A 23,110-nucleotide genomic window follows, 5' to 3' on the forward strand; every position below is an offset into this window, starting at 1 on the left:
CTGTACCTGTCATAATTGCTGACTTCTTCATGATTTATGTGCCAACAGAGCAGGTCAAAAGCGTAGTGGCTGCAGAAGTAGCACAGCGCCGACTTTCTCTTGAGGTTACGGTATGTCGAGGTATGTTCTACTAATGGCGCACAAAAGCCTGAATCCCGGTAAAGCATTGATTTGGCGGATTACCCACCGACAAAATGTGCCATGGATTCTGGCTAATGGCTTGCATGCCGGCACCAGCAATGTGCGCTCAAGCAGATGGATGACCATCGGCAATGAAGACCTGATCGATCGTCGAGCGCATCGCAAGGTGCCACTGCCACCGAATGGTGTATTGAACGACTATATCCCCTTCTACTTCACGCCTTTCTCGCCAATGATGTACAACATCCATACGGGCCGGGGTGGAGTTCGCCAATTGAGAAACGAAGACATCGTTATCCTGGTATCCAGTCTGCACAAGGTAGCAGAGTTGAACCTGCCGTTTGTCTTTACCGATCGGCATGCCTATCCGGTTACCGCCAATTATTTCAACGGCCTGGAAGATCTGCACGCCATCGATTGGCCACTACTTCAGCAGCGCAATTTTCAACGGGATCCGGACGATCCAGAAAAGATTGAACGCTATCAGGCAGAAGCGTTGATTCATGAGCATGTACCTATCGAGGCGTTGCTGGGTGCCATATGTTACACACCAGAAGTAAAGCTGGAGCTACAGCAGCAGACCGATGAGTTGAGTGTCGCGTTGGATATCTACTGTAAGCCCAGCTGGTACTTTTGAGGAGACCATCATGATCACCTTCACAACAGGCAATCTACTGGAGGCAGAAGTTGAAGCCCTGGTGAATACCGTTAACACGGTAGGCGTGATGGGAAAGGGCATCGCGCTGATGTTCAAGGAGCGCTTCCCTGCCAATACTGAGGCTTATGCTCATGCCTGCAAGGCAGGTGAGGTACAGACTGGACGCATGTTTGTCACTGAATCCAGCGAGTTGATGGGGCCACGGTGGATTGTCAATTTCCCTACCAAGCAGCATTGGCGTGCAAAATCTCGGATGCAGTGGATCATCGATGGTCTGGCCGATCTTCGAAACTTCATCGAGCGAAACCAGGTGCGCTCTATTGCTATCCCACCACTGGGTGCGGGTAACGGTGGCCTGGATTGGGATGAGGTAAAGCCCCACATTGAGCGAGCCCTGAGAGATCTAACCGATGTAGAAATCATCGTTTTTGAGCCTACAACTCGATATCAAAACGTGGCGAAGCGTCAGGGTGTGGAAAAGCTAACCCCGGCCCGGGCTCTGATTGCCGAGCTGGTGCGTCGCTACTGGGTGCTGGGCATGGAGTGTAGTTTGCTGGAGATCCAGAAACTGGCATGGTTTTTGGAGCGAGCAATTGAAGCAGAAGGCCTGGACAACCCGTTGGACCTTCGCTTTGAAGCCAATAGCTACGGCCCTTATGCCGACCGTCTTCGTCATTTATTAAGTGGGCTGGATGGGAGCTACCTGAACAGCGAGAAACGCATCAACGATTGCGGGCCACTGGATACCATCTGGTTCAATGACGCTTGTCGGGAGAAGGTAGAGCTTTATCTCAAAACCGAGGCGAAAGCTTATTTGCCTGCGCTTGAAAAAACTGCAGAGCTGATCGATGGCTTCGAGTCACCTTTCGGGATGGAGTTACTGGCGACAGTGGACTGGTTGCTGTTTCGATCGAATGTAGCCCCAGACATGGAGTCGATTATGGAAAGTGTTCATCACTGGCCTGGAGGCAAGGGCTCGGCACAACGTAAGCTCAAGCTATTTGATCGACCTAAAGTAGAGCTGGCGCTTAATCGGCTTAAAGACGCTTCTATGCAGTTATCTATTTAGCCTTATCTGATAATTAACGGCAGTGCTATAAGAACGTCTAATCAAGATTGAAAAATAATTCTGGGCATTATGTTGATGACATAAAAACATCTACTTTGTCACTAATGCCTTTATTATTAAGTTAAAGAAGAATTCATTTTGAGCTCATCCCCACGAAGCAGTCTATCCAGTCTGAGACCGGTTGAAATGGCCGCAAACCATAGCTCTCAAGCACGCTGGTAGAAACATGAGCACACGTCGCTCGATATTATCAAGCTGGTCATGATGCAGGGCCCTGCTAACCAACAAGCCGGTGTCTTTCACATCAGGCCGGGCCTTCCATTAGGCGCGAAAAGAAGCGGTCAACGACTAGCGTCGGGCTAATCAGGAGCCCAGGCAGGTACTGCTACATCGCTGTCGTCGAGAAGATTTTCATTACCTTTGACCCAGCCCTGTCTCGAAGGGGAGTGCATGTCAGCATGTATCTATCGGACCTGGCCAGCCTACCTCGCTGCTCTTGTAGCCGGCTGTCTCTCAACGCTGAGCTTTGCACCTTTCCACCTCTGGTGGTTAGGGCCGCTCGCCGTGGCGTTGATGTACCTAAATCATCATCGCCTGGGCACGGCACAGGCGATGTTGCACGGCTGGCTTTTCGGGATCGCTCTATTCGGTACAGGTACCAGTTGGGTCTACGTCTCGATCCATGACTATGGCTATACCAGTGTATCGTTGGCAATCGTTCTGACTGGACTATTCGTCGCCGTACTGGCTCTGTTTCCCGCTATTTGCCTTGGACTCTATCGATATTTCACCTCACCTCGGCTGGCATTCCTGAGCTTTGCTGGCATCTGGGTGCTGGCCGAAGCCTTTCGCAGCTGGGCATTCACGGGTTTTCCATGGCTGCTGCTGGGTAGTGCTCAAGTAGATTCTCCCATAGCGGTATGGGCACCTATCGGTGGGGTTTATCTGCTGTCATTAATCGTCGCTTTGACGGGGACAATGTTAGTCGAGTTCTTTCGACGACGCTGGTGGGCTGTGGTGCCGATCGCAATGATCTGGCTCGCTACACTGGCAATGCCAGTTCAGTGGACCCATCAGTCTGCCGATCCACTGCGCTTCGCACTGATTCAGGGCAACTTGCCTCAACTCGAAAAATGGAGTCCGGAGGGTCAGCGTAATGCACTGGAAATTTATGCTCGGATGACCCGCCAACTGCCGATGAACGTCGATATCGTCGTCTGGCCTGAAACGGCACTGCCCATGTTTGCAAGTCAGGCTCGTTCCTACCTCGATCGCCTGCAGGCCTCGCTCCCTAATGGTACAGCGCTTCTCACCGGTATCGTTCAAGAGGACCGCGACGAGCATTACTACAATGCCGTCATCGGTATCGGGGCCGTGCAGGGCGAGTACCGCAAGTCCCACCTGGTTCCCTTCGGTGAGTATCTTCCGCTGAACGTCATGCTGCGCGACGTAATCGATTTTTTCGATCTTCCGATGTCGAACTTCAGCGCCGGCGCTGGATCGCAGCCACCGATTTTTACCCACGATGTCGCTATCGGAAACGCTATCTGCTACGAGATCGTCTATCCCGATTTGGTTGCCGAGCGCGCCCGAGACGCCAAAGTGCTGCTTACGGTCTCCAACGACACCTGGTTTGGTCGCTCGATCGGACCGCTGCAGCATCTGCAGATGGCGAGGCTACGGGCGCTTGAGAACGGACGTTACGTGGTACGAGCGACTAATAACGGTGTTACTGCGATCATCGATGATCAGGGCAATCTCCGCGAGCGCAGCCCACAGTTTGAAACAACGAGCATCATCGGTGAGGTCATACCCATGACCGGTCTGACACCATTCAGCCGCGTTGGTAGCTGGCCAGCCTGGCTGCTTGCCGCCCTGATGGTGTTACCAGGGCTCGGGGAACGAGTTTTTCGTCGGCGATTGCCTTGGTGATTACGCGACTGATTGCGCTGGAAGCCTCAATCTTCGCCCAGCTACAACTATAATGTCGCCATGCTTTCACTTTTACAGGTTCAGCGGAACGAACCCATGTCGTCCCAGTGCCAACGCCGCGCTCAAGCCCGACTGAACAGGCTCGATGCCGGCTTCGACTTCCTCAAGCGATAACCCTTGGGCGGCCAGCGCCTGCAGGCAAATCAGAACTGGTACCCCTTGCTGGCGCAAGACGTTCCACCAGCGTGTGTTCGGATTTCCCTCGAGTGACGGCTCGGCAATCCGCTCGCGATAAGCTGCAGATTTCAACACGCACGGCGTCGCCGGCCCCGCCACGATGACCACGGCGCGACACGCCACCTCGGCCTGAGCCATTAGATTGAGCGTTCGTACCAGCCGCATGACACCGCTATGCACTCGATCCGGTCCATCGGGCACACTAGAAATCTGAAAGAGTCCATGACAGGTCTGGCCGGGCGCGGGAAGCCACTGATCGACCGCCTGCCCAACGGGCAGCGGCGAGCAGGGGATCGCCAGTTCGGCATTGTCAGGTTTGCCTCGAACCAGCCCCATGGAGTTGAGCCACTGCGATAAGGAATGATCGTTCATTTCAACCCCTGTCAAAATTTCGTCAAAAGAATAATTATATTCATTAAATGAATATACGCCGCCAACCACAATGACAAGGGTTCATCCTCAGCTCATCTCCATGAGCCAACCTGTCGGCATCGAGTCAGGAGTCCAGTTGATGCGGGCAGGAGCCAAGGTGAAGTTGATGCAGTCGAGTCGAGTCCGTTGGATCATGATGCTGGTATTGCTCGGTGTTACCACGCTGGCCATGGCGCAGGATCCGTTCGGGCAACAGGGCGATTTCCTGCCACCGGTTCAGGCCTTCAAACCGACGCTGATACAAGACGGCGACGAGATAAACATCAATTGGCAGATTGAGCCCGGTTACTATCTCTATCGCCACAGCTTCGCCGCTGAGGCCGATGAACACGAGCTATCGCTCGATATTCCCGAGGGGGAGACTATCGAGGACGAGTACTTCGGTCGCTCCGAAATCTACCGTCATGCGTTGAGCATGACCACGCAGCCCGGGGAAGCCGATACCCTCACCCTTCATTGGCAGGGTTGCGCCGATGCCGGCCTCTGCTATCCGCCTCAGCAGCGCACCTTCGATCTGGAATCCGTTGCCGGTGCCTCGGGGGGCGGCACCACCGACGCGAATGAGCCAGGAACGGATACCGCGACCGATGCGCCGAATTCATCATCCGCGACACCAGCATCTGTCGCGCCAGGCCTCACCAATCAGCCCCAGACAGACGCGGCGATGGCGGAAGATCAGCAGCTGGCGGCGCAGCTCGCCGGTGGCAACTGGATCTGGACGCTGGCAGCGTTCTTCGGCATGGGTTTGCTGTTGACCTTCACGCCTTGCGTGCTGCCGATGATCCCCATCCTCTCCAGTCTGATCGTCGGCCAACGTCGCAGCGGGGAGAATACTCGCATCGCCGGCTTCGTGCTCTCGCTCGCCTACGTTCTCCCCATGGCTGCCACTTACGCAATACTGGGCGTGGCGGCGGCCATGGCCGGCGCCAATCTGCAGATTCTGTTCCAGAATGTCTGGTTCATCGGCATTTTCTCGGTGCTGTTCGTGGTGCTGGCGCTCGCCATGTTCGGTGCCTTCGAGCTCGAACTGCCGCGGATGCTGCGTCAACACCTGGATGCGGGACTGTCGAGACAGCGCGGCGGCCGGCTCAAGGGCGTCGCCGTCATGGGGGGGCTCTCCGCCCTGCTGGTCGGCCCCTGCATGACTGCTCCTCTCGCCGGCGCTCTGCTCTTCATCGCCGACACCGGTAATCCGTGGCTGGGCGGCGTGACGCTGCTCGCGCTGGGCCTCGGCATGGGCGCTCCGCTGGTGCTGATCGGCACGCTTGGCAGCCAGTTGCTGCCTCGCCCTGGCGCCTGGATGACCCGCGTCAAGGCGCTTTTCGGCTTCGTGCTGCTGGGCATGGCGATCTGGTTCGTCGCCCGAATTCTCTCGGATGCCATCGTTCTTGGCCTGTGGGGCGCACTGGGTCTGGGCGGAGCGATCTCTCTCGTCGCTCTGGCACGTGGTAACGACCCAAATGGCAATAGGCCAGGAGGCGTCCTGCGCCAGGTTGCGACAGCCAGTGCCGCCATCATCGGTCTGTGGAGCACGTTGATCCTGATCGGTGCCGCCGGTGGCGCCAGGAATCCATGGCAACCCATCTCAGTCTACGTCCCGAGCGGTGTGGCAACGGCCTCCAAAGACGCCAGCGAGTCCGGGCCTGTCGCGTTCGAGGACGTGAAGGATCTGGTCACGCTCGAACGCCGCGTCCAGACCACCGCCAACAGCGGCCAGATGACACTGGTCGAATTCACCGCCGACTGGTGCGTCTCCTGCGAAGTCATCGAACGGGAAGTGTTCAGCGACCCGGCCGTCAAGGAGGCGCTCCAGGACGTGCAGCGACTGAGTATCGACGTCACGGATTACGACGCCGAGGACAAGGCGATCATGCAGCACTTCGGCATCGTCGGTCCGCCGACCCTGATGTGGTTCGGCCCTGACGGTCGGGAACAGCGCAGCGCCCGCATCATCGGCGAACTGGATGCCGTGGCCTTTCTCGACCGCTATACGCAGGCCAGACAGAACGCCAACCAGTCCACGGAGGGCTGACCATGAATTCGCTTGATCGCAGTATCGCTCTGGGGCCCCTGGGCGTGAGTCTGGGTCAGCTTCTGCTGATCGTGGCCATGATCGTCGCCCTGATCGTGGGTGCCTGGGTGGGCCGTCGTCGGCAAATCAGCGTCGGCGATGTTCTGTTCAATGCGTTGCTGATCGGCGTGATCGGCGCACGCATCGTGTTCGTCGCCCGCTACTGGCAGAGCTACGACACCTTCTGGTCCTGGCTCGATATCAGGGATCGCGGGTTCGAGTCGCTGGCGGGACTGGCGATCGCTTTTACCTATCTGGCCTGGCGTTTCTGGCGGCAGCCGGCCATGCGCCGTCCCCTGGGCGCAGCGGTTCTCTCGGGTGCCCTGGCATGGTCGATGACCGCTGGCGCCCTGACGCTGACGGCACCTCGCGGGGCGAGCCTGCCCGCTATCCCGCTGGCGGCTCTCGATGGGTCACCGGTAGCACTGCCCACCGTGCTGCAGGCATCTGATCGGCCCATGGTGGTCAATCTCTGGGCGAGCTGGTGTCCACCCTGTCGTCGCGAGATGCCGATGCTGGAGCAGGCCCAGCAGGCGCGGAACGACGTGTCGTTCGTGTTCGTCAATCAGGGCGAGAGCGTTGACGCCATCGAGACGTTTCTGCAACGGGAGTCCCTCTCGCTCGATCATCTCTATCGCGATCCGGATATGACCTTCGGTCGGGAGGTGGGTGCCATGGCCATGCCGACCACCCTCTACTACGACGCCGACGGCCAGCTCGTCGATACCCACTTCGGTGAGCTTTCCCGTGCCACGCTCGATCGCAGTCTCGAGCGCATTGCCCCATGACGATTCGGGCACGCTTTCAACCCAGGCGCTTCACTTGACCTTCTCGCCAGGCATTCACAAACGGAGACGACAACGATGCAACATCACACCCCCCGAATGATGTCACTACGGCTCGCGCTGCCTATGGCCGCCAGTATTGCTCTGGCGGCAAGCCTTCCCGCCGCCGCCGATGACTGGCCCGCGCCGATTCAGGCTCTTGAGCAGCAGGGCCTTACCATTCACGGTGAATTCGATGCCCCCGGTGGGCTCAAGGGCTACGGTGCCAGCATCCGAGGGCAGAGTGTGGCCGCCTATCTGACCCCGGACGGCGAACATGCCGTCGTCGGTACGCTGATCGACGCCCGGGGCCGTGACGTCTCCGCCGAGCCATTGGAAAAGCTCGTCGATGGGCCCAGGAATGCCGAGCTATGGAAGACAATGGCGGATCATCACTGGGTTCGCGAGGGCGATGCCGATGCATCGCGAGTGGTCTACACCTTCAGCGATCCCAACTGTCCCTACTGCCGCAAGTTCTGGCAGGACGCTCAGCCCTGGATCGAAAGCGGTGAGGTCCAGATTCGTCATCTGATGGTAGGCATTCTGAAAGCGGACAGCCCCGAGAAAGCCGCCGCAATCCTGGCCGCCGACGATCCGAGCGCCGCGATCGCCGAGCACTACCGTACCGGCGCCATGCCGGATAGCGAGGGAACCGATCAGAGCGAGCAATGGGTCAGTGACAACACGCAACTGATGCATGATGGTCAGCTTTACGCGACACCCGTGACCTTCTATCAGGACGATGATGGCACGGTGTATAAGGTCAGGGGCGCGCCCTCGCCGGACAAGCTGCGCACCATCATGGGTAGCGACTCTCCCTGAGTTTTCTCATCCACCTCTGCTCACCCGTCCCTGGCGAGTCAGGCCAGGGGCAGCGAGAGCGTCACCCGCAGCCCGATACCGTCGCCGGAGGTGAGCCGCACGCTGCCGCCGACCCGGGTGGCGATCGCCTCGACGATGGATAACCCCAGGCCGCTGCCCTGCGGATGATTGCCGCGATGAAAGCGCTCCGTCAGGCGAGCGATCTGTTCGGGCGGGATGGTCTCGCCCTGATTGACGATGTCGATCACGGCCATGCCGTCCGCCTCGTGCGCCTCAATCTCGATCGGGGTGTCAGGTGAACCGTGACGCATGGCGTTCTCGAGCAGATTACGCAGCGCGATCACCAGCAACTCCCCGGATAGCGCGATATGAAGTTGATCGGCCAATGCGTGCCAATGGCACCGATCACGACTGCCGGTCTCCACCATCGCGGCCTCCAGGGCTTGCTCCAGCCGCGTGGGATCGACACTCCCCCGCGCAATCTCCTCGCTCTCCATGCGTGCCAGCAACAGCAACTGGTCGAGCGTCTTCGTCAGCCGCTCGACCCCTGCTTCCGCCTGCTGCATCGCCTTCCGGCGGGGATCGCCGTTGACGCGTCGCGCAATCTGAAGATGGGTACGAATCGCGGTCAGCGGCGTACGTAGCTCATGCGCGGCATCGTCGGTAAAGCGCTGCTCCAGCGCCAGCATGCGTCGAGTACGCGCAAGCACGGTGTTGAAACCGTCGATCAGCGGACGAATTTCCCCCGGCAAACCGCGAATCGGCAGTGCCGAGAGGTCACCATGATCGCGTGCCATCAAGCGCCGCTGTAGTCTCGACAGCGGCGATAGTCCCCGAGTCACGCCCCACCACAGCGCAATCAGACTACCGATCAGTGCGAGCAGAAACGGATAAAAGGCTGCGCGGCGTACCTGAGATAACAATGATTCCCGCTCCCGCAGGCGATCAGCGACGGTGATCCGCTTGTCGTCGTCGACCAGAGTATAAACGCGCCAACGCTGATCGTTGTGATCGCGGTAGCTGTAGCCTTCGGCATCGACTGCGAGAACATCGTTCATTCCCGGGTGCGTACCCGCCACCACCTGCCCGCGCAGCGATGACACGCGGCAGGCGATGCCCTCAAGCGCAGGGATGACTGACGTCTCGCCAACTTCACCACTCCAGGTCGCCGCCGGCACACGATCAAGCAGACCGGCCACCATTCGGGCCGACTGGGCCAGGCGCTGATCTAACGAACGCTCGAGCTGGCTCGAGAGATCGCGCATCGACCACGCCGCCGTCAGCCCCCACAGCAGCATCAGCGTGATCCCGAGCGTGACGACGAGACGCAGCCGAAGGCTCATGATGGGGTGTCGCCCTGACAAGGCCTGTCGGCGGAAAGCGGGCCGAGACGGTAGCCGATGCCACGAACCGTCTCGATCGCTTCGCGTCCCAGCTTGCGACGCAGCTGGTAGATGTGCACATTGAGGGCGTTGCTCTCGATCTCGTCATCAATGCCGTAGAGGCGATCCTTTAGCTGATCAGCACTCAAAATCCGCCCACGAGCCCGAATCAGCGCCTCCAGCAGCATCAGTTCGCGACGCACCAGCGCCACCGGTACGCCATCCAGCATCACACTGCGAGCAACAGGATCCAGCGCCAGGCGCCCGTGACGAAGTGAACAATCGACCTGCCCGGCGCTGCGGCGTAATAGCGCCTGCAGTCTTGCGGTCAACTCATCCAGATCGAACGGTTTGACCAGGTAGTCGTCAGCTCCGCCCTGAAGCCCTTCGACGCGACTGGCCACGGCATCTCTTGCCGTCAGCATCAGCACCGGTGTGGCAACGCCAGCACGACGCCACTGTTGCAGCAACGTCAGACCCTCGCCATCGGGCAGACGGCGATCGAGCACCACGGCATCGTAGTCAATCGCAGACAGCGCCCCGCGTGCGCCGTCCACCGTGCTCACCGTATCGACGACGAAATCGCTCAGCGCCAGTCCCGCTTCGATGCCGGCCGCCACAGGTGCATCGTCCTCGACAAGCAGTACGCGCATGTTTCCCCCGTTTGGACGCGATCCATTTTTACCATAGTCTGGCGGACGGCGATGATGTCAGAATGAGCTTGCCGATCAGTGAGCGGAAGAGAGCCGACGCGCCAGCCACCAACCCAGCAGCAGGGTCATGATGAATGCCGCCAACGGCCAGCTCGGTTCCGGCAGCGAGGCAACCCCCGGGCCCGGGCAATAGCCGGAGAGGCCCCAGCCAATACCGAAAAGCGCGGCACCGCCCAGCAGCCGGCTATCGAGATCACGGCGGGTGGGCAGCTGAAACCGGGACTCGAACAGCGGCATCTGGCGTCGCCAGACGAGGCGATAACCGATGAATGTAGTGACAACCGCCCCGCCCAGCACGAAGATCAGGGTCGGATCCCAGGCGCCGGCAACATCGAGAAAGCCGATAACTCGCGCCGGATCGGTCATGCCGCTGATCGCCAGGCCGAGACCGAACAACAATCCCGCTAAATAACCTGCCAGAATTTTCACACCGAGCCCCCCAGCACATGACGCGACAGGTACACGGTCAGCATGGCAACAAGTACGAAGACGAGCGTTGCGGCCATTGACCGGGGCGACAGACGCGCCAACCCGCAAACCCCATGGCCGCTGGTACAGCCGCTCCCCAGGCCGGTGCCCAACCCGACCAGCAGGCCGGCAATCAACATCATCGCCGGTCCACTCTCCGGGAGACCGACCACCGCTCCGCTGTCGCCTGACACATTGCCCCAGTCCAGCCCGGTCAATATCAACAGGCCCGGCCCGGATACGATGCCCAGCACAAACGCAAGGCGCCAGGGCCTGTTTCCGCCGCGTTCGAAAAGCAGTCCGGAGAGAATGCCGCTGATTCCAGCAATTCGTCCCAACGATCCCATGAGCAGGGTGGCGGCAAGCCCGATCAGAACGCCACCCAGTGCACCTTGCAACCCGCTCATCGTTTCCATCTCGCACCTCATTGTCAGTGCCGTCAAACAGCAGTTGCCAAACGCTCGGCCGCGCCAACATCACATATTAATCAGTTCCTTCGAATCGTCTGGCTGGCCTGCTGCTCAAGACGCTCACGCAAGGGCTCCAGGTCATGACCGATGGCGCCGGCGGCCTCGATAAGCTCCTGCACGGGACGACAGGCTGCCTGTGACAAGGCCCATAGATCAGTCACACGCTTGCCCGAACGACAAAAGCCAACAATGGGCCCTTGAGCGTTATTCAGAATGTGCTCGAACGCCTCGATGTCAGCCTGTGAATATTCCCCCGGCCTGACCGGAATCTGATGCCAGACCATACTCAATGATTCGGCCTTGTCCTTAAGCGCATCAGGATCCGGCTGGTCCTCATTTTCGCCCCGTGGGCGGTTGGAGAGAATCGTGCGGAACCCCCGAGCTGCCAACTGCTCAAGCTCATCGAGCCGGGGCTGCGCAGTGACACTCAATCGGTTATCAAGTGATTTTATATTCATCATTTCCGCATCTTGCTCGTTTGGTAATAACGTTGATGTCTTCAACCGATAGTTACCGAACGCTCGGGCACCGGCGATTCAATACACGGATGACTCAGCGGCGCCGAGCCTCGGCCATGCAGCTCACACCAGGCATCGAAGGTACTCAGAAAGACACGGCCATTGAGCGTTTCGAGTAGTTCGGTACGACACAACCGATCCATTACGGGCCCTTTCACTTCGGCGAGATGCAGTCCGATCTGTCGATCCTGCAGGCGCCGATTGAGCGCCTCGAGACTCTCCAGCGCCGTGGCGTCAATGACGTTGACCGCCTGGCAGACCAGCACCAGATCCCGAGGCGTAGGGTCACGATTCACCACCGCCGTGATCAGGTCTTCCAGGTGGCGAACGTTGGCGAAATAGAGACTCTCGTCAACGCGCAGAATGGCAACCCCTGCATCGGTCTCCACGGAATAACGACGGACATTACGAAAATGTTCGGTGCCGGGAATTCGACCGACTTCCGCACTGTGAGGTCGGCTTGTGCCATAGAGATGCAGAGCCAGCGACATGGCGACACCGACCAGAATGCCTACGTCCACACCCAGCATCAGCGTTGCCAGTGCAGTCACCGTCATGGCGATACCCTCGCCGTGGGCGTAGCGCCAGACGCGTTTGAACGCTGCCAGATCGATCAGCGAGACAGTGGCAATGACGATGGTTGCTGCCAGCGTCGCCATCGGCAGTTCCCGCAGCCAGGGCGACAGAAACAGCATGGCCAGCGCGATACCGGCGGCAGTGAATGCACTGGAGGCCGGGGTACGAGCGCCGGCATCAAAATTGACCACGGAGCGCGAGAAACCGCCCGTGATCGGCATACCGCCGGTAAAAGCCGCCGCCAGGTTGGCGCCACCAAGCCCGATCAGTTCCTGGTCCGGATCGACGCGTTCACCGCGGCGCACCGCTAGCGCCTGGGCCACCGAGACCGACTCCACGTAGCCGACGATGCTGATCAGCACCGCCGAACCGATCAGCGATCGCCACAGCTCCGGCTCCCAGTCGGGTAGGGTCAGCGGTGGCAGCCCGGCGGGAATCTTACCAATGACGGCAACGTCGCGACCCAGCCAGCCTGCCGCGCCGGCAACCAGTGCTGCCAATACAATGGTGGCGATCGGCGCCAGCTTGATCAGTACGCCCGCCACTCGAGACGGTACATGACAGTATTCCAGTACGGGCTTGCCCCATCCTCGTATGGCCCACAGTAGCAAAAGCGATCCCATCCCAATGATGACAGTCGGCAGGCTGACACTTTCCAATGCAGAGGGTAACCGGGACAACAGCGCCGGCAGCGTCGAGCCGGAGAGGTCGACACCAAGCAATTGCTTCAGCTGACTAGCGGCGATCAAAATACCCGAAGCACTGACGAAGCCGGTCATTACCGGATGACTCAGGAAATTGACCAGAAAGCCCAGCCGACAAAGCCCCATGACCAGCAGAATGGCACCGGAGAGCAGCGCCAGAACCAGGGCTGCAGCGACGTAATCTGACGATCCCGATTTGGCAACCTGCGAAAGTGCCGAGGCGGTCATCAGGGACACCACCGCCATCGGACCAACAGAGAGCGTCGCGCTACTTCCCAGCAGGGTATAGATGACCAGCGGCACCAGACTTGCATACAGCCCTACCACAGGTGGGAGCCCTGCCAGCATGGCGTAGGCCAATGCCTGCGGGACCAGCATCAGCGCCACGATCACGGCTGCCAGCAAATCATCGACCAGCAACCCAGCATTGTAACGCCGCCCCCAATCAAGAATCGGAAGCCAGCGCGCCAATCCGGCTCTTTGCTGCTGACTCATGACTTGTCCGCTCCGTTATCCGAGCCATGATGCGGTCGGGTATTCATGAAAGAGGCACCTCTCAGGAGCGGGCCTGCGGCTTGGCCAGCCATTCATGCCCCTTGAGCATCAGGTTCCAGTAAATGAAGGGGAGCTGCTGCGCCTTGATATTCCAGCCGAGTTTGGTCGGCCTTGTCGCCTGGTTGATCCAGGACGGAAAGGTCGGCTGTAGCTGGCCACCGTAGCCAAACTCCGCCAGTACTACGCGACCACGCTCTACCGTCAACGGGCAGGCGCCATATCCGAAGTAACCGGAAGGCATCGGCTTGCCGTCAAGTGCAGCCAGCAAATTGTCCGCCACCACCGGTGCCTGCTTGCGCACGGCGGCGGCCGTCTTGGCATTGCCGGTACCACTGGCATCACCGAGACCGAAGACGTTGTTGAAACGATTATGCTGAAGGGTTTCGGCGTCGAGATCGAGCCAGCCGCCCTCATTGGATAGTGACGATTCTCGCACCAGCCGTGGGGCACGCTGTGGCGGCACGACGTGAAGCATATCGAAATCGGTCTCGATCTCTTCGACACTGTCTTCATGGGTGACACGAAAGCGCGCCTTCTGGGCCGAGCCGTCCACGGCGATGAGATTCTGATGAAACTGCTTGTGAATGCCGTAGCGTTGCACGTATTCGTCCAGTGCTGGCACGAAGTCCGAAACACCAAACATCACACCACCGGCATTGTGGAAGTGAACGTCAATATCTTTCAAAAAACCTTGCTTCTCCCATTCGTAACAGGAGAGATACATTGCTTTCTGTGGCGCGCCGGCACACTTGATCGGCATCGGTGGCTGGGTAAAAAGCGCCTTGCCTCGTTTCATGGATTGAACCAATGACCAGGTATAGGGCGCCAGATCAAAACGGTAGTTTGAGGTCACACCATTCTTGCCCAACGTTTCCTCAAGACCATCGATTGCTTGCCAGTCGATCTCGAGACCCGGCGCAACCACCAATGCCCGATAGCCAAGCGTCGAACCATCACCGAGCTTCAACCGATGTAGTTCAGGTATCAGTTGATCGGCTGTAGTTTGATACCAGGTCGCAAAATCCGGCATTACTGAATGCATTGAACGTCGCGTCTGGTCCGCTGTAAAAACGCCACCGCCGACCAGCGTCCAGCCGGGCTGATAGAAATGATCCTGTGCGGGCTCGATGATGGCGATATCGAGATCTAACCGGCGCTTGTGAAGGCTTGCAGCGACCGCGATGCCGCCCGCACCACCGCCGATGATGACGACGTCGTGCCGTTTCTCATTAACGTCTGACGATTCGTTCAAAACTGTTGACCTGTCCATGGCTGGCTCCCGTTGGTTGTTTCGACACGCTGCAATATGGCTTGGCGACGTGGCATTCTCACTCCCATGCAGCACCTTCCAGAGCGTCAAGCGGCAATTTCAGATAGCGTTTGCCGTTGCTCTCCGGCTCAGGGAGGCGGCCGCCGAGAATGTTGATCTGTAGCGCGTGCAGGATCAGTTTTGGCATCGGCAATTCGCTGTCGCGACGGTTACGCAGCTCGACGTACTCGGCCTCGCTGCTATCGCTCAAACGATGCTTGTTGGTCTCGCGCTGCTCGCGCACCGTGCTTTCCCACTGCGGTTCGCGGCCGTCGGGCATGTAGTCATGACCGGTGAATAGCCGCGTCTTATCGGGCAGCGCCAGGATCGCTTGAATCGAGTGCCACAGCTGATGGGCGCTGCCGCCGGGAAAGTCGGCGCGCGCGGTGCCGAAGTCTGGCTGGAACAGGGTGTCGTGAACGAAGGCCGCATCACCAATCACGTAAGTGATCGAGGCCAGTGTATGACCCGGTGAGTGCATCACGCGGCAATTGATCTCACCCAGTTTGAAGGTATCCCCTTCGTCGAACAGATAATCCCACTGGCTGCCGTCATCCTTCAAATCCGGCCAGTTGTAGATCGTTTTCCACAACGCCTGAACCCGAGTCACCGGTCGGCCAATGGCGGTCGGCGCTCCGGTTTTTTCATGGAGATAGCGCGCAGCGGAGAAGTGATCGGCGTGAGGATGTGTATCCAGAATCCACTCGACCTCGAGCCCTTCGCGCTCGATATAGGCCAGCAATGTATCGGCCTGCAGTGTGGCGGTCGCACCAGCCTTCTCATCAAAATCGAGCACCGGATCGATAATCGCGCAGCGGCGCGTGGCGGGGTCGCTAACAACGTACTGGATACTGAAAGTGCGAGGATCGAAAAAGCCGGCGACATTGGGACAGCCGCTTTTCTGATCACCCCGAGAGAGGGCAAAGTTTTTCATGACAGCTCCTTGAAGAATCATGCCTCAAGGATAACGCACAAAAAGTTATATCCTTAGATTATTTTTAAATATAAGAGCGAGGTTGGATAACCATTAACGCTTTCAGTATTAGTCACCATATCGACATGCAAACATTGGTGTATGAACCACACAGAAGCCGACACAATAGCCGGCTCTTTTGAACGCAACGATACTGGCTCATCCTTTCGGCTGATCAAAATTTATGCTGCCGGGCCTTGAGCCGATAAATTCTTTTTCATGCGTTCAATACACTCCTGCGTGTTTGTCATCATGGCACTGTAAGCCGCTAGTGATTGAAGTCGATGATGCCAGGCAACGATGTTCGGATAACTCGATTCATCTGGCATTACTGCTGCAAGCTCGGCACTGGCCAAATGCGTGCCCAGCGCAAAATCGGCATAGCTGAACTCGCCGTCCACCAACCATGAGCCATTATCAGCCAGCAGACTCTCAAGACGATCCCATACTGGCGGAAGCCTGCTCTCGAGCGCCGTTTCAACGACCGACTCATCCGTTGTTTGACCAAGGCGCACGGGCTTGACCACCCGCTCGATTAACACATCAGTCAGCGCCGGGGCCAGATCGTCATCGGCAAAACGTTCCCGGACCACAATTTGAGCCTGACGCCGCGGGTTCTGCCCGCCCATGAGATCACTCCCGGCCTGCATGATCAGATAGCGACTGATGGCCGACGAGTCTACAAGTTCGAACGCTCCGTCGCTGAATGCCGGAATGCGCCCCATGGCACTGATACGTCGAAAATCCGGATCATCGCTGTGGGGCGGCACCTCGATGGTATCAAGCGGGATACCAAGCTCATTGGCCACCAATAACACCTTACGAACAAACGGGGATAGCGGAACACCATATAGAGTCATGACTTTCTCCAAAAAAGTGGATATCTCATTAGCACAGCCCCCGGCAGCGATATCGCTGCCGGGGGCTGTGCTTGCCGTCTAAACAATCGATAGCAGAGTATCAGCTGCCACGATAGGTCGAGTAAGCGTACGGACTCAACAGCAGTGGAATGTGATAGTGCTGATCGACGTTATCGACCTGAAACGGGACAGTGATTTCAGGAAAGAAGGTCGAGATATCCTGCGCCTTGTACCAGTCACCGGTTTCAAAAACTGCCCGATACACCCCCGACTCAAAGGTGTCGCCCTCGGGGAACAGCGCCGAAATTCGCCCGTCTTCGCTGGTAGTATCAGTGGCGACGGTTTCCCAGCCGCTGTCCGTCTGATGCTCCAGCTTGACCTCGACACCCGCAGAAGGCTTGCCCGTCTGGGTGTTGAGTACGTGAACGCTGATCGGGTTGGTGGCCGCCATGGCCAGCGTCGAGGCACCGCACAGCAGCACGGCAGCGCCCAGAGTTGTTAATGTCTTCATGTCGTTCTCCTGTTATTGATCCTGTGGTAACACCTGGTGGATACCCTTGAGCGCACATCCCTCATCGGTCGCTGAACCACCCGCTCCGGCAACACCAACGGCACCAATGACCTCACCGTTACTTTTGATGGGAACGCCACCGCCCAACAGCAGCAGGTCGCTGACAGTGGACAGATTCTGCGACTCAGGATTGTTACGTGCCGACTCTGCCAGCTGACGCGTCGGTGTTTTCGTTGAAAGCGCGGTAAAGGCCTTGCGCTGGGCGGCCTGCGTATTGTGCGGGCCGATATTGTCATCACGCTGCAGGGCCACAAGGTTGCCGCCGCGATCTACCACGGCAGCCACCGCCGTATGCTGGTCGCCGTGACAGGCTTCAAGTGTGGCGTTCAGGATCTGATCAGCCAGTGCCAGAGAGACATCAGGATGCGTTGCTACGTCGGGGGATTGCGCCAGCGCCGCACTGGTACAAAGTGCCCCCAGCAGCAGCGACCATCGAGCCTTGTGAATCAATTCTCTATTCTCCTGCAGCGTTGTTGTCGTTGACCCGGGCAATATCGTCCAGGCGAACGGCCATTACCATTACGGCTGGATTACAGATTTGTAATGGTATCCATCAGGAAAAACGCTGAAGATAAATTGCAATAACCACAGGGGATGACGGTGCGTATTCTGGTCGTGGAAGATGAAGTCAAGACTGCAGACTATTTACACAAGGGCCTCAGCGAGTCCGGTTATAGTGTGGATGTCGCGCATGACGGGCTTGCAGGACAGCAGCGAATCAGCGATGAACATTTCGATTTGATTATTCTTGATGTCATGCTGCCAGGCATGAACGGATGGCAGTTGCTTCAGTTTATCCGCAGCCGCTGGCAGACGCCGGTGCTCTTTCTTACCGCCCGTGACGCTGTGGAATATCGCGTCAAGGGGCTTGAACTTGGCGCTGATGACTATCTGGTGAAGCCCTTTTCCTACGTGGAGCTGCTGGCCCGGGTTCGAACCCTGCTGCGACGTGGCCCGCCGCGTGAGACGCAGCTGTTCGGTGTTGGTGATCTGTCCCTTGATCTTGTTCAGCACCGAGCAATGCGCCAGGGTCAGCGTATTCATCTCACCAACAAGGAATTCGCGCTGCTGCATCTATTGATAAGCCGCGAAAACGAAGTGCTGTCACGCACCTTTATCGCGTCACAGATCTGGAACATGAACTTTGAAAGCGACACCAATGTTGTCGATGTGGCCATTCGCCGGCTGCGCGCAAAGGTGGACGATCCCTGGCCTCATCGCTTGATTCACACGGTCCGTGGCATGGGATACATGCTGGGACTTGAGCCATGAGCCGGGTCCCGGGCTCATTGACGCTCCGATTGGCGTTTTTATTTGCACTTGTCGTCGGGCTGCTACTGAGCACCCTCGGTCTGTATCTTTATCACTCCCTGTATAGCGAAATTACCTGGCGTGACGATCAGATGCTGCGAGGACGCCTTGAGCGCATGCTCGTGCTGCTGGACAACAGTGACAGCATCGAGGCACTGCGTCAGCGTCCTCGGTTGTATGCCAACATGCTTGATAATCGCGAAAGCGTGCTCTGGGTGCTGACGGATGACGGACACCCTCTGATAGAAGTCAACCCGATGCATCAGTCGGTGCCTGAACTGAAGGGTAGCGATGAGGTGCAGCTGCGCACCTTCGAGAACGGCGCACCGGCAAGACTTGCCTGGATCGATGCCCGTCTTGATGGCCAACAGGTCACGCTGGTCGCCGGCAAGCGCCTGGCCGAGCGTAACCGCATGCTGGCGAGCTATCGTGGCAAACTCTGGCTTTCGCTGGCAGGTGGTTCTCTAGCGGCCTTTTTGCTCGGCTGGATCGTAACAAGGCGCGGACTGGCTCCGGTAAGACGCCTGGCGGCACGCGCAGCCACCATCGATATGCAGCATCTCTATCACCGGTTGCCCGAGCACTCGGAAGTCAGCGAGCTGCGCGACTTGAGCATTGCCCTGAATGGCATGTTGACGCGACTCGAGGCCGGTTTTCTGCAGCTTTCACGCTTTTCTGAAGATCTCGCCCACGAGATGCGAACCCCCTTGACCAATCTCATGGGACAGACACAGCAGAGGCTACGTCATGATCGGACCGACGAGGAATACAAAGAGACACTGATTTCCAATCAGGAGGAATTTGAAAGACTGGCACGCATGATCGACAGCATGCTCTTTCTGGCGCGTAACGAGCAGCCCGATACGAGCCTCGTTCGACAGCCGATCGAACTTCACGACATGGTCGATCAGCTCTGCGAGTATTTCGAAGGCATGGCCGAAGAGCGCGGCATGGCATTGATCAACCGGGCTCGGGGCTGCCTTGATGCCGACCCGGATCTGCTCCGGCGTGCACTGGCCAATCTGATCGCCAATGCCCTGCGTTACGGTCAGGCGCAAACGTCCATCATCATTGATCAGCAGCAGATTGATCACCTGCACCATATCAGTGTCTTCAATCAGGGAGAGGTGATTCCCGAGGCACATCTGCCGCTGTTATTCGAGCGTTTCTATCGTGTGGATGCGTCGCGCCATACGCCCGGCGATTCCGGCGGACTGGGGCTGGCGATCGTTCGCTCCATCGCTCAGCTTCATGGCGGTCTGGCAACGGTCAGCAATGAACATTCGGGAGTACGCTTTACGTTATGCCTCCCGGTATCGGCTCGGTCCTGAATCAGACAGGTCAATATGGCGGCACGCTTATCATGGTTACACTAATCATCAATGTCTGGCTGGGCATGCGCGTCAAGCGCAGCGTTTGATTTTCTGGTCAGCTTTGCCGTGCTGTTATGCAACTTTGCCCGTATCAACCAAAGGCTGCCTATACACTTTGTTAAAGGCTACAGTTCACAGATACTGATGGGCAGGAAAAGATACATTAGCTATCTCAGCTCATTACCGAATGGGTAGTAGCTTGGGTAGTAAAAACATAAAATCCTTTTAAAAATAAAATAAACCTTTGATAATTATATATTTTTATTTCTGATCAATATTAAGATTCAAAATATCGAGTAGCGTTGGCGTCCGTTGACCGGGTTCTCAGACAGGCCCTTAAAAGTAACCGCCGCTTCTCATCTTGCACAGCCCCCGGCCGCGACCTTTTCAGGCTGCGGCCGGATGGCCCGGTGATCAACCACCGCGATAGGCAGAGGATCGCGCCGTGGAAGAAGTCCCCCTGAACGGATTGGAGCGGGTAGTCACCTGCCCATTCCGGCCGGAGACGTTGATGCGGGAGGCACTTCGACCGGTGCGATAGGCGCCCAGTGCCCGTGAGTTGCTTGCAATGTAGGGCGAGAAAAAGGTCGAGTGGTCCCTGTCGCGGTCTCTCCTGCGCATCTGCGCATCGTAGAAGCTGCTGCGGCCCGGTCCCGACATCATGTAGCCCAGCAGGGCGCCTGCGCCGCCGGCCGCCAGCAGGCTCATCATGTGATGATTGTCGGCCTCGGCGTAATGGCGCTGGCCGGTCTCGTCCTTGTAGACCACCTGTGTCGTGCAGTCGGTGTCCTGGATTTTAACCGACTCTACCCGCGGATTTGCCGATCTCATGTCCTCAAGCAGCTTCGCGGTATCGATCCCGCAGTACTCTGCCAACTGTTGTTGACTCATTGAATGGTCATTGGATGAGCAGGCGGTGAGAACAACGGTGGTGGAGGCCACCAGGGCGATGGAAGTGAACTTGCGCATTATCAGATTTTCCTGCGGTAAACATGAGGAACGAATTCCTCGGTCTCGACATTCATGCTCAGTGCTGAAGTGCTGCGTCTAACGGCCATGCCGACAGGGGTAAAGACCTGATCGCCTCCGGCACGCGTCTCCTGTGGCGCCAGCCACATCCTGAGCTGATACCAGCAGTCACCGATTTGAATCATGTCCCGGAAGGGCTGATAGACGACAGAGGAGCCCGCATAATCTCCGTCGGTTTCACCGATGAGCGCATCGTTTTCAAACACCTGAATGTTGGACGACATGCGTCCATAAACGGGCTTGCAGACATATCGCTGGCCCGCCAGCGGCTCGGGCGACAGGTAGGTCGGTATAAAGCCGTTTTTCAGGCTGCCTTCCGGGTCGATACGCGTCATGTAGGCCATGAAGGCCTTGTTGGAGAGCAGGAGCTTGTAGGGAGGCTCCGCAATGATCGTGCCGCGGCCGGTATCGATCAGATTCTCGTAGTTGGCAATAAAGGCAGAGAGCGCCTGACGATCGTAGTCCTCCCACGGGAACAGGCCGAAGAGATAGTCCAGTGGCGTGTCATGGCCGGCGCGATAGTATTTTTGTGAATAGCTGTCGTATTCAAGATCCTCGCCAAGCTCCAGAATGACGGCGTCATGACCGGCTTCTGCGGCCGCAAAGCACATCGTTTCCAGCGTCAGGGTGTCATTGACCAGCGCATTGAAGCCGGCAAAGGCCATATTGAGCCGCCCGTGACGGTCACGAATCTGCATGAAAAACCGCTGCCAGGCTTCGGAAAGGCCATTGAACTGATCGACGTTTTCAAGACGTTCGCGCTGCTCGGTGAAGAAATGGTGCTGCACCACGATCGATTCATAGGTCAGCACCGGCGTATTGCCATTGAACTCGTAGATCCAGTGCTGACCGGCGTCATCAATGGAATAGTCAAGGTTGCCATACAGGCCATTGAACAGGGCAGGGTGGATGTGCCGGCACTTGTCGTCCGCCGCCCAGCTCATTTTGATCAGCCGGATCAATTGCGGATTGGTGATGCCCAGGTCCCGGTAGTCCTCTTCGGTGGCGTGCGCCATGAAATGCTCAAGGCAGCGAAACAGATGCTCGGTGGCATTGCCCAGCCGATCGATGTGATCTGCCATCTCCTCAAAGGAAAAACTGGCGTATCGAAAGCCATCACCGGAGTTGAGAAAATTGGGCACAAGCTGTTCGAAGAGGGTCCTGTCCGGTTGGATCTGCCATGACAGCGTGTCCTCGAATAACGCTTCGAGGCTGGCGGAATAGGAAGTGGTCTCGATGTTCATTAAGGCATGTTTAAAAAGGAAATCCTCGAGCATTTTAAAGGAAAGTCGACAGGAAATTCGGCTTTCCTGATAAAGATATTCTTTGTTCCGCAACGGATGCCCGCGTCGGCATATATCCTTCAAGCCTTTTCAGCGACTGGAGTTCCGGTGATGACTGCAGCCTCTCCCATGCGCAAGAGGCCTCTTCTGGAAGTGCTCTTTGGCCTTTCGATGTTTGCCGTCTATCTCGGCAGCCAGTTTTTAAGCGTGTTGATATGGCAACGCCTCTTGAGCGATGCCGCCTTTGCAACGCTCATGCGTGGCTATGGCTTCGCGGTACTTCTGGCGCCATCCCTGCTGCTGATGCTGGCGGGCTTTTGGGCATGGCGACGCTGGTTCTCCCCACAGCCCACGATTATTGGCCATTTCACCGCGCGTGATGTCGTTCGAGGCATTGCTCTGGTGCTGTTGATTCAAGGGCTGATCGCCGTGGTCAGCGTCTGGATGAACATGGCACCCGAGGCGTTCATGACCTCGCTGTATGACGGCAAGAGTGCTCTGCAGAGTGTCATCATGGTGATCTGCGTGCTCATCTGGGCGCCGATCATCGAAGAGCTGGCCTTTCGTCACTTTTTGATCGCACGCCTTGATGATCAGTCACGGGGCTGGCGAATGGCAGGGCTGGTCGGCTTCAGTGCCCTGTGCTTTGCCGGGCTGCACATGGTTCAGTATCACCACCTGCTCACCTTTGTGGCCCTGTTTTGCTGGGGGCTGGTGCTGGGCTACTACCGCTGGCGCACCCGCGGGCTACTGCTGCCCATGCTGCTGCACGCCCTGATCTCTTCCATCGGCCTTGTCGGCGCGCTGTCTTGAGCAGAGCAGGGAGCCC

General features: G+C 57.9%; 23 protein-coding genes. 9 read left to right on the forward strand and 14 right to left on the reverse strand.

Annotated features, from left to right (window positions below; genetic code table 11):
- Nucleotides 1–133 precede the first annotated feature (133 nt).
- The 3 genes from darT to lnt all read left to right on the forward strand — a co-directional run bounded on the left by darT (nucleotide 134) and on the right by lnt (nucleotide 3,800).
- Nucleotides 134–778, forward strand: a complete 645-nt coding sequence (gene darT / locus BM079_RS08130) for a type II toxin-antitoxin system toxin DNA ADP-ribosyl transferase DarT (RefSeq protein ID WP_090133278.1) — start codon at nucleotides 134–136, stop codon at nucleotides 776–778.
- A gap of 10 nt (nucleotides 779–788) precedes the next feature.
- Nucleotides 789–1,868, forward strand: a complete 1,080-nt coding sequence (gene darG / locus BM079_RS08135; RefSeq protein ID WP_090132793.1) for a type II toxin-antitoxin system antitoxin DNA ADP-ribosyl glycohydrolase DarG — start codon at nucleotides 789–791, stop codon at nucleotides 1,866–1,868.
- Nucleotides 1,869–2,318: 450 nt separating this feature from the next.
- Nucleotides 2,319–3,800, forward strand: coding sequence for an apolipoprotein N-acyltransferase (gene lnt, locus BM079_RS08140; RefSeq protein ID WP_090132795.1), 1,482 nt, complete (start codon nucleotides 2,319–2,321; stop codon nucleotides 3,798–3,800).
- A 72-nt stretch (nucleotides 3,801–3,872) separates the two neighbouring features.
- Here lnt and BM079_RS08145 read toward each other — a convergent pair whose 3' ends face one another.
- Nucleotides 3,873–4,409 (reverse strand): DsrE family protein, encoded by a 537-nt coding sequence (locus BM079_RS08145; protein WP_090132797.1) that lies wholly within the window; start codon nucleotides 4,407–4,409, stop codon nucleotides 3,873–3,875.
- A 139-nt stretch (nucleotides 4,410–4,548) separates the two neighbouring features.
- Here BM079_RS08145 and dsbD point away from each other — a divergent pair, with 139 nt between their 5' ends.
- The 3 genes from dsbD to dsbG all read left to right on the forward strand — a co-directional run bounded on the left by dsbD (nucleotide 4,549) and on the right by dsbG (nucleotide 8,186).
- Nucleotides 4,549–6,501, forward strand: a complete 1,953-nt coding sequence (gene dsbD, locus BM079_RS08150) for a protein-disulfide reductase DsbD (protein ID WP_090132799.1) — start codon at nucleotides 4,549–4,551, stop codon at nucleotides 6,499–6,501.
- A gap of 2 nt (nucleotides 6,502–6,503) precedes the next feature.
- A complete protein-coding gene (locus BM079_RS08155; protein ID WP_090132801.1) occupies nucleotides 6,504–7,328 on the forward strand; it encodes a prolipoprotein diacylglyceryl transferase family protein in 825 nt (274 codons plus the stop codon).
- A 75-nt stretch (nucleotides 7,329–7,403) separates the two neighbouring features.
- A complete protein-coding gene (gene dsbG, locus BM079_RS08160; protein ID WP_245742872.1) occupies nucleotides 7,404–8,186 on the forward strand; it encodes a thiol:disulfide interchange protein DsbG in 783 nt (260 codons plus the stop codon).
- 38 nt (nucleotides 8,187–8,224) lie between these two features.
- On the opposite strand, the gene BM079_RS08165 is transcribed toward dsbG, so the two are convergent.
- The 11 genes from BM079_RS08165 to BM079_RS08215 form a co-directional block, all read right to left on the reverse strand.
- The gene (locus BM079_RS08165; protein ID WP_090132805.1) at nucleotides 8,225–9,529 is read right to left on the reverse strand and encodes a sensor histidine kinase; all 1,305 of its coding nucleotides are present in this window, start codon (nucleotides 9,527–9,529) and stop codon (nucleotides 8,225–8,227) included.
- The gene (locus tag BM079_RS08170; protein ID WP_090132808.1) at nucleotides 9,526–10,221 is read right to left on the reverse strand and encodes a response regulator; all 696 of its coding nucleotides are present in this window, start codon (nucleotides 10,219–10,221) and stop codon (nucleotides 9,526–9,528) included. The genes BM079_RS08165 and BM079_RS08170 overlap by 4 nt, the downstream gene beginning before the upstream one ends.
- Nucleotides 10,222–10,296: 75 nt before the next feature.
- Nucleotides 10,297–10,710, reverse strand: coding sequence for a DUF6691 family protein (locus tag BM079_RS08175; protein WP_090132810.1), 414 nt, complete (start codon nucleotides 10,708–10,710; stop codon nucleotides 10,297–10,299).
- Nucleotides 10,707–11,165: a YeeE/YedE family protein gene (locus BM079_RS08180; protein ID WP_090132812.1), complete on the reverse strand. Its 459-nt coding sequence runs from the start codon at nucleotides 11,163–11,165 to the stop codon at nucleotides 10,707–10,709. Before BM079_RS08180 ends, BM079_RS08175 begins: the two co-directional genes overlap by 4 nt.
- A gap of 71 nt (nucleotides 11,166–11,236) precedes the next feature.
- Nucleotides 11,237–11,722 (reverse strand): TIGR01244 family sulfur transferase, encoded by a 486-nt coding sequence (locus tag BM079_RS08185; RefSeq protein ID WP_245742873.1) that lies wholly within the window; start codon nucleotides 11,720–11,722, stop codon nucleotides 11,237–11,239.
- Nucleotides 11,719–13,512 (reverse strand): SulP family inorganic anion transporter, encoded by a 1,794-nt coding sequence (locus tag BM079_RS08190; RefSeq protein WP_090132814.1) that lies wholly within the window; start codon nucleotides 13,510–13,512, stop codon nucleotides 11,719–11,721. Before BM079_RS08190 ends, BM079_RS08185 begins: the two co-directional genes overlap by 4 nt.
- Before the next feature lie 61 nt (nucleotides 13,513–13,573).
- Nucleotides 13,574–14,932, reverse strand: coding sequence for an NAD(P)/FAD-dependent oxidoreductase (locus tag BM079_RS08195; protein WP_245742874.1), 1,359 nt, complete (start codon nucleotides 14,930–14,932; stop codon nucleotides 13,574–13,576).
- The gene (locus BM079_RS08200) at nucleotides 14,901–15,815 is read right to left on the reverse strand and encodes an MBL fold metallo-hydrolase (RefSeq protein WP_090132819.1); all 915 of its coding nucleotides are present in this window, start codon (nucleotides 15,813–15,815) and stop codon (nucleotides 14,901–14,903) included. The genes BM079_RS08195 and BM079_RS08200 overlap by 32 nt, the downstream gene beginning before the upstream one ends.
- Nucleotides 15,816–16,036: 221 nt before the next feature.
- Nucleotides 16,037–16,714, reverse strand: coding sequence for a glutathione S-transferase family protein (locus BM079_RS08205; RefSeq protein WP_090132821.1), 678 nt, complete (start codon nucleotides 16,712–16,714; stop codon nucleotides 16,037–16,039).
- Nucleotides 16,715–16,814: 100 nt separating this feature from the next.
- Nucleotides 16,815–17,225 carry a hydroxyisourate hydrolase gene (uraH, locus tag BM079_RS08210; RefSeq protein WP_090132823.1) on the reverse strand — a complete coding sequence of 137 codons (411 nt, stop codon included), beginning with the start codon at nucleotides 17,223–17,225 and terminating at the stop codon, nucleotides 16,815–16,817.
- A gap of 12 nt (nucleotides 17,226–17,237) precedes the next feature.
- A complete protein-coding gene (locus tag BM079_RS08215; RefSeq protein ID WP_217639657.1) occupies nucleotides 17,238–17,735 on the reverse strand; it encodes a GlcG/HbpS family heme-binding protein in 498 nt (165 codons plus the stop codon).
- Nucleotides 17,736–17,885: 150 nt separating this feature from the next.
- Between BM079_RS08215 and BM079_RS08220 the strand changes: the two genes are divergently transcribed.
- Together BM079_RS08220 and BM079_RS08225 are read left to right on the forward strand one after the other, a co-directional pair.
- A complete protein-coding gene (locus BM079_RS08220; protein WP_090133284.1) occupies nucleotides 17,886–18,557 on the forward strand; it encodes a heavy metal response regulator transcription factor in 672 nt (223 codons plus the stop codon).
- Nucleotides 18,554–19,927: a heavy metal sensor histidine kinase gene (locus BM079_RS08225; protein WP_090132826.1), complete on the forward strand. Its 1,374-nt coding sequence runs from the start codon at nucleotides 18,554–18,556 to the stop codon at nucleotides 19,925–19,927. Before BM079_RS08220 ends, BM079_RS08225 begins: the two co-directional genes overlap by 4 nt.
- A 456-nt stretch (nucleotides 19,928–20,383) precedes the next feature.
- Here BM079_RS08225 and BM079_RS08230 read toward each other — a convergent pair whose 3' ends face one another.
- Both BM079_RS08230 and BM079_RS08235 read right to left on the reverse strand, forming a co-directional pair.
- Nucleotides 20,384–20,938, reverse strand: coding sequence for a hypothetical protein (locus BM079_RS08230; RefSeq protein ID WP_090132828.1), 555 nt, complete (start codon nucleotides 20,936–20,938; stop codon nucleotides 20,384–20,386).
- A gap of 2 nt (nucleotides 20,939–20,940) precedes the next feature.
- Nucleotides 20,941–22,242, reverse strand: coding sequence for a glutathionylspermidine synthase family protein (locus BM079_RS08235; RefSeq protein ID WP_175489643.1), 1,302 nt, complete (start codon nucleotides 22,240–22,242; stop codon nucleotides 20,941–20,943).
- A gap of 168 nt (nucleotides 22,243–22,410) precedes the next feature.
- On the opposite strand from BM079_RS08235, the gene BM079_RS08240 reads away from it, so the two are divergent.
- Entirely contained in the window at nucleotides 22,411–23,094 is a 684-nt protein-coding gene (locus BM079_RS08240) for a CPBP family intramembrane glutamic endopeptidase (RefSeq protein WP_175489644.1), read from the forward strand.
- Nucleotides 23,095–23,110: the final 16 nt, after the last annotated feature.

This window comes from Kushneria avicenniae, assembly GCF_900112585.1.
Classification (GTDB): domain Bacteria; phylum Pseudomonadota; class Gammaproteobacteria; order Pseudomonadales; family Halomonadaceae; genus Kushneria; species Kushneria avicenniae.

Bases quoted from the DNA above. Each gene is read 5' to 3' on its own strand.
- BM079_RS08155 (WP_090132801.1), top strand. From the start codon at position 6,504: ATGAATTCGCTTGATCGCAGTATCGCTCTGGGGCCCCTGGGCGTGAGT.
- BM079_RS08240 (WP_175489644.1), top strand. From the start codon at position 22,411: ATGCGCAAGAGGCCTCTTCTGGAAGTGCTCTTTGGCCTTTCGATGTTT.
- darG (WP_090132793.1), top strand. From the start codon at position 789: ATGATCACCTTCACAACAGGCAATCTACTGGAGGCAGAAGTTGAAGCC.
- dsbD (WP_090132799.1), top strand. From the start codon at position 4,549: ATGCGGGCAGGAGCCAAGGTGAAGTTGATGCAGTCGAGTCGAGTCCGT.
- BM079_RS08200 (WP_090132819.1), bottom strand. From the start codon at position 15,815: ATGAAAAACTTTGCCCTCTCTCGGGGTGATCAGAAAAGCGGCTGTCCC.
- lnt (WP_090132795.1), top strand. From the start codon at position 2,319: ATGTCAGCATGTATCTATCGGACCTGGCCAGCCTACCTCGCTGCTCTT.
- dsbG (WP_245742872.1), top strand. From the start codon at position 7,404: ATGCAACATCACACCCCCCGAATGATGTCACTACGGCTCGCGCTGCCT.
- BM079_RS08180 (WP_090132812.1), bottom strand. From the start codon at position 11,165: ATGGAAACGATGAGCGGGTTGCAAGGTGCACTGGGTGGCGTTCTGATC.
- darT (WP_090133278.1), top strand. From the start codon at position 134: ATGGCGCACAAAAGCCTGAATCCCGGTAAAGCATTGATTTGGCGGATT.
- BM079_RS08190 (WP_090132814.1), bottom strand. From the start codon at position 13,512: ATGAGTCAGCAGCAAAGAGCCGGATTGGCGCGCTGGCTTCCGATTCTT.
- BM079_RS08230 (WP_090132828.1), bottom strand. From the start codon at position 20,938: ATGCGCAAGTTCACTTCCATCGCCCTGGTGGCCTCCACCACCGTTGTT.
- BM079_RS08170 (WP_090132808.1), bottom strand. From the start codon at position 10,221: ATGCGCGTACTGCTTGTCGAGGACGATGCACCTGTGGCGGCCGGCATC.
- BM079_RS08235 (WP_175489643.1), bottom strand. From the start codon at position 22,242: ATGAACATCGAGACCACTTCCTATTCCGCCAGCCTCGAAGCGTTATTC.
- BM079_RS08205 (WP_090132821.1), bottom strand. From the start codon at position 16,714: ATGACTCTATATGGTGTTCCGCTATCCCCGTTTGTTCGTAAGGTGTTA.
- BM079_RS08225 (WP_090132826.1), top strand. From the start codon at position 18,554: ATGAGCCGGGTCCCGGGCTCATTGACGCTCCGATTGGCGTTTTTATTT.
- uraH (WP_090132823.1), bottom strand. From the start codon at position 17,225: ATGAAGACATTAACAACTCTGGGCGCTGCCGTGCTGCTGTGCGGTGCC.
- BM079_RS08145 (WP_090132797.1), bottom strand. From the start codon at position 4,409: ATGAACGATCATTCCTTATCGCAGTGGCTCAACTCCATGGGGCTGGTT.
- BM079_RS08165 (WP_090132805.1), bottom strand. From the start codon at position 9,529: ATGAGCCTTCGGCTGCGTCTCGTCGTCACGCTCGGGATCACGCTGATG.